12 protein-coding genes are annotated in these 12,064 nt (G+C 36.9%); 11 read left to right on the forward strand and 1 reads right to left on the reverse strand.

Features of this window, described 5'->3' with window-relative positions; all coding sequences use genetic code 11:
- Positions 1 to 3: 3 nt before the first annotated feature.
- The 5 genes from TR08_RS07920 (at position 4) to TR08_RS07940 (ending at position 6,482) form a co-directional block, all read left to right on the forward strand.
- Positions 4 to 981 (forward strand): ring-cleaving dioxygenase, encoded by a 978-nt coding sequence (locus tag TR08_RS07920; RefSeq protein ID WP_045517212.1) that lies wholly within the window; start codon positions 4 to 6, stop codon positions 979 to 981.
- 14 nt (positions 982 to 995) lie between these two features.
- Positions 996 to 2,009 carry a pirin family protein gene (locus tag TR08_RS07925; protein ID WP_045517214.1) on the forward strand — a complete coding sequence of 338 codons (1,014 nt, stop codon included), beginning with the start codon at positions 996 to 998 and terminating at the stop codon, positions 2,007 to 2,009.
- Positions 2,010 to 2,794: 785 nt separating this feature from the next.
- Positions 2,795 to 3,514 (forward strand): class I SAM-dependent methyltransferase, encoded by a 720-nt coding sequence (locus TR08_RS07930; RefSeq protein ID WP_081954397.1) that lies wholly within the window; start codon positions 2,795 to 2,797, stop codon positions 3,512 to 3,514.
- An 813-nt stretch (positions 3,515 to 4,327) separates the two neighbouring features.
- Positions 4,328 to 4,894 carry an RNA polymerase sigma factor gene (locus tag TR08_RS07935; RefSeq protein WP_045517215.1) on the forward strand — a complete coding sequence of 189 codons (567 nt, stop codon included), beginning with the start codon at positions 4,328 to 4,330 and terminating at the stop codon, positions 4,892 to 4,894.
- Positions 4,872 to 6,482, forward strand: coding sequence for a DUF4179 domain-containing protein (locus tag TR08_RS07940; RefSeq protein ID WP_045517216.1), 1,611 nt, complete (start codon positions 4,872 to 4,874; stop codon positions 6,480 to 6,482). Before TR08_RS07935 ends, TR08_RS07940 begins: the two co-directional genes overlap by 23 nt.
- 46 nt (positions 6,483 to 6,528) lie before the next feature.
- Here TR08_RS07940 and TR08_RS07945 read toward each other — a convergent pair whose 3' ends face one another.
- Positions 6,529 to 7,023, reverse strand: coding sequence for a hypothetical protein (locus TR08_RS07945; RefSeq protein ID WP_152597366.1), 495 nt, complete (start codon positions 7,021 to 7,023; stop codon positions 6,529 to 6,531).
- 238 nt (positions 7,024 to 7,261) lie between these two features.
- On the opposite strand from TR08_RS07945, the gene cdaS reads away from it, so the two are divergent.
- The 6 genes from cdaS to TR08_RS07975 all read left to right on the forward strand — a co-directional run bounded on the left by cdaS (position 7,262) and on the right by TR08_RS07975 (position 11,887).
- The gene (cdaS, locus tag TR08_RS07950) at positions 7,262 to 7,891 is read left to right on the forward strand and encodes a sporulation-specific diadenylate cyclase CdaS (protein ID WP_045517219.1); all 630 of its coding nucleotides are present in this window, start codon (positions 7,262 to 7,264) and stop codon (positions 7,889 to 7,891) included.
- Positions 7,892 to 7,922: 31 nt separating this feature from the next.
- Complete coding sequence (locus tag TR08_RS07955; RefSeq protein WP_045517221.1) at positions 7,923 to 9,248, forward strand: glycosyl hydrolase family 18 protein; 1,326 nt, start codon at positions 7,923 to 7,925, stop codon at positions 9,246 to 9,248.
- A 198-nt stretch (positions 9,249 to 9,446) separates the two neighbouring features.
- The gene (gene spxA, locus TR08_RS07960; RefSeq protein WP_045517223.1) at positions 9,447 to 9,851 is read left to right on the forward strand and encodes a transcriptional regulator SpxA; all 405 of its coding nucleotides are present in this window, start codon (positions 9,447 to 9,449) and stop codon (positions 9,849 to 9,851) included.
- A gap of 122 nt (positions 9,852 to 9,973) precedes the next feature.
- A complete protein-coding gene (locus TR08_RS07965) occupies positions 9,974 to 10,396 on the forward strand; it encodes a MarR family winged helix-turn-helix transcriptional regulator (protein ID WP_045517225.1) in 423 nt (140 codons plus the stop codon).
- A gap of 61 nt (positions 10,397 to 10,457) precedes the next feature.
- Positions 10,458 to 10,856 (forward strand): DoxX family protein, encoded by a 399-nt coding sequence (locus TR08_RS07970; protein ID WP_045517227.1) that lies wholly within the window; start codon positions 10,458 to 10,460, stop codon positions 10,854 to 10,856.
- A gap of 92 nt (positions 10,857 to 10,948) precedes the next feature.
- A complete protein-coding gene (locus TR08_RS07975) occupies positions 10,949 to 11,887 on the forward strand; it encodes a ring-cleaving dioxygenase (protein ID WP_045517229.1) in 939 nt (312 codons plus the stop codon).
- Positions 11,888 to 12,064 lie beyond the last annotated feature (177 nt).

Raw genomic sequence — 12,064 nt, forward strand, 5'->3', positions numbered from 1 at the left:
ATAATGAATCATCTAAAAGGAGTACACCACGTAACAGCTATTACAAGCAGTGCAGAAAAGAACTATGAATTTTTCACCTATGTTTTAGGTATGCGTTTAGTTAAAAAAACAGTCAACCAAGATGATATTCAAACCTATCATTTATTCTTTGCCGATGATAAAGGCAGCGCAGGCACAGACATGACGTTCTTTGACTTCCCAGGCATTCCGAAAGGTGTACATGGTACAAACGAGATTTCAAAAACCTCTTTCCGTGTACCAAGTGATGCTGCATTAGACTATTGGGTAAAACGTTTTGATCGTCTAGAAGTCAAACATACTGGAATCAAAGAGCAATTTGGCAAGAAAACACTCTCTTTCGTTGATTTTGATGATCAACAATATCAATTGATTTCAGATGAATTCAATAAAGGAGTGGAATCTGGCACACCATGGCAAAAAGGTCCAATTCCACTGGAATATGCTATTACTGGTTTAGGTCCTGTTTTTGTTCGTATTGCGAACTTTGATTACTTTAAAGAAATGCTGGAAAAAGTTCTATTATTTAAAGAGACAGATAAAGAAGGGTCATTCCATTTATTTGAAGTCGGGGAAGGCGGGAATGGTGCATCGGTCATTGTAGAATATAATGCCATTCTTCCTCAAGCCCGACAAGGTTATGGAACAGTACACCATGCGGCATTCCGTGTAGAGAATCGCACTGTTTTAGAAGAATGGATAGAACGACTAAGTGGTTTTGGATTCCAAACATCCGGTTATGTAAATCGTCACTTTTTTGAGTCATTGTACGCAAGAGTTGCACCGCAAATTTTATTTGAGTTTGCTACCGATGGTCCTGGTTTTATGGGTGACGAACCTTATGAAACACTTGGTGAAAAATTATCGTTACCTCCATTCTTAGAGCCTAAACGTGAAGAAATAGAAAAATTAGTTCGTCCCATTGATACAGTTAGAAGTACGAAGGAATTCGTTAAAGAATAGGAGAGGAAATAGAAGTGAATAGCAAAATCATGAAAATACAAAAACTAGGATTTCCATGGGAGACAGAAGATCCGTTCCTTATGACAGTGCACCATAAAGATGCGTATCCCTCAGGAAATGACCAGCAGGGTCCTAACGTTTCATTGGAAGGCAGAAATCTTGGCGAGGATTTTACGTTGCGTGATGGTTTTAGAATGTATCATGGCACAACGGTTCCGGGATTTCCTGTACATCCCCACAGAGGTTTTGAAACGGTAACAGTCGTTCTTGAAGGGTTTGTTGATCATTTTGATTCATATGGGTCCGTAGGACGATTTGGGAATGGTGATGTTCAATGGATGACAGCAGGAAAGGGCAGCCAGCATGCTGAAATGTTTCCTCTTATCCATCAGGACAAAGGCAATCCACTTGAATTTTTTCAGATATGGCTGAACCTGCCAGCAAAAGATAAATTCGCTGAACCTGAATATAAAATGTTATGGGCTGAGGATATACCGGAAGTACAATCAGCGGCTGCTAATGGACAGAAAACGACCCTAAGACTGATTGCCGGAAGTGTGATGGGCAAATATAGTTTAGAACCCAACTCTGCTTCTTGGGCAAACGATAAAAATCATCATGTGGGGATCTACCTTATTCATATGGAGCCGGAAGCAGTCTTCACCCTGCCGTCAGTTTCAACGACAATGACGAGAAATTTATACTATTATCAGGGAGATAAACTAAATATAGACGAAACAGCGATTGAAACGTACCATCGTGTAAAGCTTGCCGGTGATCAGGAAATCACGATTACCAATGGAGCAACTGAGAGTTATATGCTGCTCCTAGAGGGTGAGCCGATACAAGAACCTGTGGTGTCCTATGGACCGTTTGTAATGAATACTGAGCAAGAAATTCGCGATGCATTCAAGGATTATCAAACTACACAATATGGAGGCTGGCCGTGGGACCGTCCAGATCCTGTAAACAAACGTGAATCAGGAAGATTCGCACGCCATGCGGATGGCAGAGTTGAAAAAAGGTGACACCTAAGGCTAATACCGATGTGCACCTCAATCTTAACGACATGATTATGTCCGCCAAATCGGTCTCTGGCATACGGCAAGGTAGCACTATACCCCAAGTGTTCATTTCCAAATTAATAGAACTATATAAACAAGGGCAATTCCCATTGGATAAACTTGTGAATTTTTACTCATATAATGAGATCAATCAAGCGGTCTCCGATTCGGGAAGTGGAAAAACCTTAAGCTGATTTTGACCTTTTAATAAACAGTGGAAGCGCGCATCAGAATATTTAAAAATAAACATTTAAAAAAAGTTTGCACTCTTTGGTAAACCAGGATATGAGCAGAAAGAGAAGATTTACAGAAACAGATTTCTAAATAATAGTAAATGAAAGAACTCTTGTCTTAGATTAATGGGGTCTGTTATCAAGTACAAAACATTAAATAACACACTAATAAGCAGTCCGATTCGTATACGAATTGGACTGCTTTAGTATTATCTTTTCATTTTTTTTATTGTTGGCATCCCTAAAACTGCTAACTTTCAATCCTAACTCTGGATAAATAACATAACAAACTGATATTTTTTTAGATTTTAGTTCCTTTTAGACACATTGTGTTCTGAAACCTCATATACAGTTGTAAAAAGTTCAACTATTGGAGGAGTAAAATGCAACGTTATATGTGTAAAGGGAAAATCCATAGAGCTACTGTAACAGAGGCACATTCGGGTGTTAACTAAAGAACCAGATTGATATAGTCATACTATTTAACTTCTGATTATTTAAAATTAAATCAAGTAGGTGGTTAGAATTGAGACCTCAATCTATTTAGATTTCTTGTCTAAGTTTGGTGTTGGTGGTGCACATCCAGGGGGGATTCAACTGACGAAGGAAATATTCAAGTCTGAAAGGATCACCCCTGCTACTCACATTTTAGATGTTGGTTGTGGTACTGGCCAAACAGCAGCATATTTGGCTTCCCAATACGGAGCAATCGTAACTGGAATAGACATCAATCCTATCATGGTCGAAAAAGCTAAAACTAGAATGGCAAGATACCAATTACCGGTCGAAATTATCCAAGGATCTATCGAGAATTGCCCATTAAAGGACGAGACATTTGATTTTATTATTTCTGAATCTGTTCTTTCTTTTGTCAATAAACCAAGAACACTAATAGAAATTTTTCGATTATTAAAGAAGGGTGGCCGTTTTATTGCAAATGAACTTACCATTAATCAACGAATTGATCTAAGTAATAAGAAGGAAATTACTCAATTTTATGGATTAGATTCCCTGCTGATGGAAAGAGATTGGATTAATTTATTGCAACGGACCGGATTTAGAGGGATAAAAATTCGTAAGCAAGAACAACTAATCTCCCATCAGAAAATAACACCAGAATTCTTTTATTCAGATTATATTGAACCTGAACTGTACACCATCATGAATCAGCATGTTTATATCATGGCAAAATATCAAGGAGTTTTGGACTATCGGGTATTTTCATGTGCGAAATAGTTTCTTAGAAACCTTTTTATAAGTCTTTTGATTTTATATAACCAGTTAAGGGGCTTCAAAAATTTGAAGCCCTTTGTTCTTCGACTAAATCACATTATTGAAAAGTTTATTTATATTCTTATACTATCGATCATGTAAATCTCATCCCGTTTTTGTACTTACTAGAAATACATATTCAGGCCTAACAAAAAAGACTTGCAGTTTCTGCAAGACTTTTTGTTAAAGTTAAATAAAGAACGGGAAAAAAGGTCCAAATCTTCTGATTCCAAAGAACGGAAAGCCAAACAACCCAAATGGTCCAAAGAAAGGAAAGAACTGTCTGCTCTCATCTTCTGTATGCATTGACTCATGATGATGGTGATGTTTAGGCATAAGAATATACATTTTCTCTCTGTCATAGCTGTGAAGAATCCCCTGAGAGTTAAAATTGCTTATATTATTAAATATCCATTCTTTTGACCAGTTGGATGATGAGTTTATGACATACTTGACCAACATGTTAGGATACATCTGAATTAATAGTGCCTGTCACCACTCGAAGTATGTCGAAATAATATCGACAAAATACAGGTGGTGACAGTGCACTATTACTGTATAGGTTCAGAAGATGTTTCGGGGATTTCGGCCATCATGAGGTTCTTGTTTACTGCCCTTTCATTTTATGGTTGTCAATTCGTATAAGTTTTTTGTCAGAGAAGGAAAGTGATTTTACTTTCCTTTTTTTATTAGATGAAATTATTCAGCGAGTGAACTCGTTATAATAGATGATAGAAAAAACGAGACATGCGCATGTTCGTTTAGCAGGAGGTTAATATGGAGGAAGAATGGCAATGGATTCAAGAAGTGTTATCTGGTAATAAGCAAGCCTATGCACACATTATTAATAAATACAAAAACCAGTTATATGCCACAATTTTACGAATGACAAGAAATCCGCAGAATGCACAAGACTTAGTACAAGAAGCCTTCATTAAGGTGTATCAACAGCTGGGGAAATACGATAATAAGGGATCGTTTTCCAAATGGATGTACCGCGTGGCAATTAACCATTGTATGGATGAGTTCCGCAAGAATAGCTATAAAATGAAACCAGTAGAAATAAATGAAGAAAAAGTAGTAAATCCAAATCATCCAGAGATCATTTTTTTGAAAAAGGAGAAAGGTCGCCAGCTTGAGCGGCTAATTGCAGCCCTGCCTGAAGATGAACGAATGATTATTCTTTTGCGCTATGTAAATGAATTGAGCTATAGCGAAATTAGTGAGTTGAGTGAACTCCCTGTTTCAAGCGTTCGGAATAAACTTCATCGTGCTAAGAAAAAAATGAGAGCTTCGGTCAAAAGAGAAGGAGGCTATTTTCATGAATTGTCCAACGATAGATAAACTTTCACAATATGTTGATAACCTGCTGACGGAACAGGAGCTTGTTGACCTCAGCACTCATTTCAAAGGCTGCAAGGATTGCAAACACATTGTTGAAAAGCTTAACGAAGAACAGAAGTTATTAAAAGAAACCTTACAAACACCTGTGCTGCCAGATGATTTTGCTTCCACCATTCTTGCTCAGCTTGAGCCTTATGAAAAACAACCGAAAAAGCCTGCTTGGAAACGGAGAATGCTTTTTGCAGCAGGAGTGGTGTTAGCTTTTGGATTAAGCACCACACTGAATCCAAGTTTTGCAAAGTGGGTTGGCGGCTTGTTTGCAACCGATCAAGTAGACGAAGGATTAAAAATGGCATCGAATGCAGGTATGGCAGAGCGGGTCAATCGTGAAGTGACGGATCAAGGGCTTACATTGAAAGTAGAAGATGTCGTAGCAGATTCTTCTCGGGTGGCTTTATCCTATCAAATCGTTAATAAAAAAGGAAAAATACAGGATTCCTATATCGAATTGGCGGATTCCAATAACGAAATCTTCGCCAGCGATCAAAATGGAGAAAGGCTTGAAAGGGTAGGTATAGGCTGGCAGGATGGAAGTGAGTACGGCTTAATCGAATTTTCGTTGCGGGAACAAGAGGATTTAGAGGAAGTCAACGTCAAATTTGATTTAGTCGAGTTGAACGGTGTGCAGGGTCATTGGGAATTGGAGGTTCCGGTTGATTTAAAAGAAAGAAATAAATTTACCACCACTCTCTCATTAAATGGTGTGGCAACAAGCATGAATGGCGTGAACATTAACATGAAAGAAGTTCGATTTGCACCTTCCTCTAGTGAATTATTGTATGAGACGTCTTACACGAAAGAAGAACAGGCAAAAGTAGAAGAGAAAATAAAGCATTTAGAAGAGAAATTTGGTGAGGAAATTGCTAATTCTTTCACGAACTATGGAACGGCGATTCAATACCATATTGAGAACGTGGAAAAGAAAGCTGTTTACCATCACAATAGTTTTTTGGAAGGGAAAGGGCACCCGAGTGATTCAGGAGTACTCCAAGGTTCAGGTGCTGATATGGGGAAAATCGGTCAGGTGGCCTGGAATGAATCCTTTGTCCCGCAAAAAGAGGACGGCAAACTAACATTTGTATTAGATGGTGTAGTGAAAACAGTGCCTTCCGATTTCTCAATAAAAATTAAACCAAAAGAATTAAAGAACCGTCCAGTCTCTTTTGAATATGAAGGCAATTTTCTAACCATAAAGGAGGCAGATAAGAATCTTAAGTTTTCACTCCGTAAGTCGTTAAAACCAATTGAAATTGAAAATATCTTTACGATAAAAATGGAGGGCGGCAAGGAAGCTGGCAGCTCGGACCTTGGTGCCTGGGCATTAGTGGACAATAAAGGAAAGGCCTTTCTTACGTATCAAAGCGGATCTATTCTAGATGAAAAAGATGAGAATGACCGCTATAAGACAAATTTCGATATTAAATCCTATGATATTGATGAGGTTCCTGAGGAATTAACCCTACACCTGCTTTCCGTAACCCGTTATGAAAAAGCAGGCGATAAATGGGAGGTTCCATTGTATAAGTAACCCAAAAAAAGGAGAAAAGCCATGGGCTTCTCTCCTTTTTTATATGTTAAGCTATATTCTCCATTCGAATGGTGAATTTAACATCTTCTTCTCTGACGTTTAATAATCGTTCAAGCACAGCCAATTTAGCCTTTGCTTCCTTGACTTCAAATCCATTAACAACATTTTCTTTCTTTAGATTACTTATCATTTCTAAGACAACTTGTTTAAAAGTTTGTGAATCAACCAATACATACTGAATTAATTCAATTGCTGCTTCTTTTTCTTGTTTATTTTTAATGGCAAAAATACTTTGGACATCGGGCTCTAATATGAAAAGAGATTGTAAATCTTCCGAAATTCTTATACTAACGTAACTTTTCTTCGTTCCATAATATTCATTATCCCTAATCCGAATTAGATCCAAACCTATCATAAATTCATAAAAAGGAGTGTTCTTATCAAGAGAACGAAACCCATTTATGTTAATAGTTGATTTTTCTTCAATAAAAATTTCTTTTTCAAATCTAGTTTGAATTACTTTTGATTCTAACATATTCATTTTCCATACCTCGCTTTTTAAATGTAATTATATAAAAAGTAACATGTATACTTTTAGTAACCTAAATTCATTATAGTAAACATGAATAAATAAATCAATTAAAGTAGCGTGTGATTTTGCTGGAATGCTAATAAATAATTTTAAAACACCAAACTAATACTATTTCTAACAAGTACCGTAAATAAAAAGATGAGTCAGGAATTAAAGGCTTTTAGCTAATAGTTGGAGGAATATCTACATGAAGAGTAATTGTGATTTTTCACCATTAAAGCAAAATTTGGAGGATGGTATTAAAAATATAATTGATTTACTCGAAACCAATCTAAATGTCCTCGGTAACGAAAACCACTGTGTATTAGGGGGGTTAGAGGATGTAAAAGAACATCTAATAAAAATTGAATCCATGGCGGCTTCTTTTTATTTAAATTGTTACTTATCGTCCTTTACAGATACATATGATGAGTTATCTATTGCAGCTCAAATCCTATCGAAAAACCGGCATGGTGCACTTATTGTAGTTGAACGTAGTGATTCTGTTGACACCATTATCCAGAAGGGAACCACAATAGGAGCTCTTGTAACACCAAAATTATTAGAATCAATTTTTTACCCAGGAAACCCATTACATGATGGAGCTGTTTTAATAAAGGGAAATCAAGTTGTTTCTGCAGCAAATGTGCTTCCGCTGACCACTGGAGTAACTGGAGATAAGAAAGTTGGAACACGCCACCGTGCAGCCCTAGGAATATCCGAAAAAAGCGATGCACTTGCTCTTGTTGTTTCTGAAGAAACGGGTAAAATTTCTTTTGCGTTACATGGGAGACTATATCCTATAAACACTAGAAATCCTATCGTGTTTAATGCCTGAGAATGATTAAAAAAACTAAGGAGATCAAGTGATGGCAAAAAAACTTACATTTTTATTATTTTCAGTTTGTATCATTATGATGGTCCCAAGTTTGACAAATGCTCAAGTCATTCATGAAGTGAAATATGGAGATAGCTTAGGCAAAATATCTAAACAATATAAAATTGACAAAGACAAACTCGCAAAGATAAATGGTTTAGCAAAAAATACGGGACTAGTTCTTGGGCAGGCACTGTTATTACCTGGTTCTACTTACATTGTGCAACCAGGAGATAGCGTTTGGGAGATTGCAAAACGACATGCAATTAGTGAAGAATCGTTAATGAACCAAAATGGGTTGAAAAATAGAGTTATTGTTCCAGGACAAAAATTGAGTATCCCCCATCCACCAAAATTTAATATTTGGACTGGAACCTACTTTGTTCCAAAAGATAAGAATGCGAATGCCTGGATGATAAATAATTATAAAAGTACCCTTTCTGGTATTTTTGTGTTTGAGTATAAACCTGATGTACAAGGCAATATGATTGAAGTGCAGGAGAATCAAGCACATAAAATCGCATGGAAAAAGAATCTGACTCCCTATGCTACTTTATCCAATTTAAGTGAAAAGGGATTCGATCCTGATCTAATTCATACATTAATAAGTACTGATTGGTTGAGACAAAAATTTGTTAACAATATCTATTCCCTTTTGGATAGCCACGACTATAAAGGTGTTGTAATCGACTTTGAACAAGTTAGACCTAAAGATAGGAGCCTCCTTAACCAATTTATTATAGAGTTGGCTGAAAAACTACATCCAGCAGGAATGGAAGTCATGATGGCCGTCCCGCCTAAAAAAGGAGACCAGGATCCATCCTATTCAGCAGGGTATGATTATCAAACGCTTGGAAAGTATCTGGATAGGTTATTTTTAATGACTTATGATTGGCATTGGCCTGGAGGCCCATCAGGTCCAATAGCCCCAATTGAAGAAGTAAAAGCAACACTGGACTATGCAGTATCTGTTGTAGATAGAAAAAAGTTGATGCTTGGAATTCCTCAGTATGCTTATGATTGGACAATTAAAGAGAAGAAACAGTCTGGAAAAGCTTATTCAACCCAACATGCCATCGATTTATATACAGGCTATCAAAGTGCTGTACATTATGACGAGAAGGCTGCTGCACCGTGGTTTCGCTATGTAGACAATAAGGGTATTTTACACGAAGTGTGGTTTGAAGATCCACGAAGCCTGCTTGTTAAGTTCCGATTGGTGCGGCAATATGGACTAGGCGGAATGGGATGCTGGCACCTAGGTTTAACGATGCCTCAAACTGAAAAAATGCTGTTAGAGGAATTCAATGTGCAGTAAACCAGATCCCCTTTATGAAAAATCTCATAAAGGGGTTTTTATTTTTTTACTATTTGCTGTTGACATATGGAGAAGATGATATATAATAAAAATATCTTTAATTCAAGATATTATATTTCAAGATACATTGATTTGAGATAAAAGATAAATCTAGTTTATATCGGTCGAAATCACTAAAATATCAAGGGAGTGTTAATAATGGTAACTTTATATATATCACCTAGTTGTACTTCATGCCGAAGAGCTAAAGCTTGGTTTGATGAACATCAAATTTCTTACAAAGAAAGAAATATCCTTTCTGAAAAGCTTACATTAGATGAGATTATGAATATTCTTCACTTCACAGAAGATGGCACCGATGAAATTATCTCAACTAAGTCAAAAGCTTTCAAGAAGCTAAATATTAATATCGACTCTCTCTCACTTCGAGAATTGTATAAGCTTATTGAAGAAAATCCAGGGCTATTAAGAAAACCCTTAATCATTGATGAAAAAAGATTACAAGTAGGGTTTAATGAAGAAGAAATACGGAGCTTTTTGCCACGTAATATGCGTATATTCCAGCTTGATGAAGTTTATAGCTTAATGGAAGAAGTACAATAAAGACTGTGTGTTTCCCAGATTATTTAGAGAAAAATAGTTATTGACTAAATTGTAAACATGTATTATTATTATCTCGAATTCAAGATTGTTAAATTCGAGATATTCAAACAGGAGGTGTAATGATGGAGAAAAAATGTACCAACCAGCCATTTTTGCTGCTAATGCAAACCTCAAAAGCCATTCAGGAACGGATAAGAGATGAAATGTCCATAAATAATCTTAGTATTACCGAGTTCTCTGTTTTAGAGGTACTTTTCTACCAAGGAAAACAAACCATTCAGCAGATTGGAAATAGAATCCTGATCTCAAGCGGCTCGATGACGTATGTTATTGATAAACTTGAACAAAAAGGAATCATTAAAAGAAATGACTGTAGAGAAGACAGGCGGGTTATTCATATAACCTTAACTGCTGAAGGAATGGAAATGATGGAAAACATCATGCCAAAGTATCAAGACATGGTTAATTCCTTTTTTGGAGATTTAACAGGTGATGAGTCAGAGTTGATGGTCAAATTTTTTAAAAAAGTTAGTAACAGAGTGTAATAATAAATTTTTTAAATTAATATCTCGAAATCGAGACAAATGAAAATAGGAGGAAAAAAAAATGATGAGTATTGGATTATTAATTATTAGGGTAGTGATTGGTCTGTCATTCATGGCTCACGGTGCACAGAAATTATTTGGTTGGTTTGGTGGTTACGGTTTAAAGGGTACAGGAGACTGGATGGAATCACTCGGATTAAAACCAGGAGTGACAATGGCTCTCATGGCTGGTCTGGCAGAATTAATTGGGGGATTATTGTTTACATTAGGACTTCTTACTCCCCTTGCAGGAATCATGATTGCAGCGACAATGGTAATGGCAATTGTTAAGGTTCATGCTCCTAATGGCTATTGGGCAACACAAAATGGATACGAATATAACCTGACATTGATAGCGGTGGTAATTGGTTTAGCATTAATTGGACCTGGACAATATGCATTGGATGCTTTTTTATTCTAAAATTTCTCGAATTAAAGAATCTTTATTTAAGAATTTTATCAATAATTTAATTTGAAATTTGACATGATAATTTAAAAAGGAGTGTTTTCAAAATGAGTAAGAAAACAATGGGTATTCATCATATTACTGCTATTGTAGGTCATCCACAGGAGAATGTTGATTTTTATGCAGGTGTATTAGGATTGCGCCTAGTGAAACAAACGGTAAACTTTGATGACCCTGGAACATATCACCTCTATTTCGGAGATGAAGGAGGAAAACCTGGAACAATCATTACATTCTTCCCTTGGGCTGGAGCTCGTCAAGGAACGATCGGTGGCGGTCAAGTAGGAGTTACCTCATATGTTGTTCCAAAAGGTGCCATGGAATTTTGGGAAAATAGATTAGAAAAGTTAAAAGTACCTTTTACAAAAATGGAACGATTCGGCGAGCAATATTTGGAATTTGATGATCCACACGGACTTCACCTTGAGATTGTTGAAAGAGAAGAAGGCGAAGTTAATAATTGGAACTTTAGCGGGATAACACCCGATGTTGCCATCAAAGGGTTTGGCGGAGCCACTCTATTATCAACTCAGCCTAATAAAACGGCGGATTTGTTAGAAAATGTTATGGGCCTTGAACTCGTAGGCAAGGAAGGGGATTTTGCCCGTTACCGTTCCTCAGCTGATATCGGAAATGTCATTGACCTAAAATTAACCCCGATTGGACGTGGGCGAATGGGCGTGGGAACCGTACATCACATCGCTTGGCGGGCTAGTGATGACCAGGATCAATTGGAATGGCAAAAGTATGTTGCAGCCAATGGTTATGGTGTCACTCCAGTACAGGATCGGAACTATTTTAATGCAATTTATTTTAGAGAACACGGAGAAATCCTATTTGAAATCGCGACAGATCCTCCAGGCTTTGCACATGATGAATCACAAGACACAATGGGAGAGAAATTAATGCTGCCTGCACAATACGAAACACATAGAGAACAAATTGAACGCGGGTTGCTGCCATTTAAAGTAAGAGAATTAGACTAATTTTACGAAAGGGAATGATTTCTTTGCTTTCAATTGATCCAGCCTCATTGTCTGAAATGTGACCACTTTGGTGAAATCACCATTGCAAAGTGGTCACAAGGAGGCTCTATGTGACCACTTTGATGAAATCACCATTGCTTTTTGGTCACAAGGAGGCTCTATGTGACCACTTTGATG

The organism is Neobacillus niacini (assembly GCF_000759675.1).
In the GTDB taxonomy this organism is placed as follows: Bacteria; Bacillota; Bacilli; order Bacillales; family Cytobacillaceae; genus Neobacillus; species Neobacillus niacini_A.

What these genes read in the sequence shown, in the direction of transcription:
- TR08_RS07975 (WP_045517229.1), top strand. Translation starts at nt 10,949, where the DNA reads ATGAGTAAGAAAACAATGGGTATTCATCATATTACTGCTATTGTAGGT.
- spxA (WP_045517223.1), top strand. Translation starts at nt 9,447, where the DNA reads ATGGTAACTTTATATATATCACCTAGTTGTACTTCATGCCGAAGAGCT.
- TR08_RS07955 (WP_045517221.1), top strand. Translation starts at nt 7,923, where the DNA reads ATGGCAAAAAAACTTACATTTTTATTATTTTCAGTTTGTATCATTATG.
- TR08_RS07965 (WP_045517225.1), top strand. Translation starts at nt 9,974, where the DNA reads ATGGAGAAAAAATGTACCAACCAGCCATTTTTGCTGCTAATGCAAACC.
- cdaS (WP_045517219.1), top strand. Translation starts at nt 7,262, where the DNA reads ATGAAGAGTAATTGTGATTTTTCACCATTAAAGCAAAATTTGGAGGAT.
- TR08_RS07940 (WP_045517216.1), top strand. Translation starts at nt 4,872, where the DNA reads ATGAATTGTCCAACGATAGATAAACTTTCACAATATGTTGATAACCTG.
- TR08_RS07945 (WP_152597366.1), bottom strand. Translation starts at nt 7,023, where the DNA reads ATGAATATGTTAGAATCAAAAGTAATTCAAACTAGATTTGAAAAAGAA.
- TR08_RS07970 (WP_045517227.1), top strand. Translation starts at nt 10,458, where the DNA reads ATGATGAGTATTGGATTATTAATTATTAGGGTAGTGATTGGTCTGTCA.
- TR08_RS07935 (WP_045517215.1), top strand. Translation starts at nt 4,328, where the DNA reads ATGGAGGAAGAATGGCAATGGATTCAAGAAGTGTTATCTGGTAATAAG.
- TR08_RS07920 (WP_045517212.1), top strand. Translation starts at nt 4, where the DNA reads ATGAATCATCTAAAAGGAGTACACCACGTAACAGCTATTACAAGCAGT.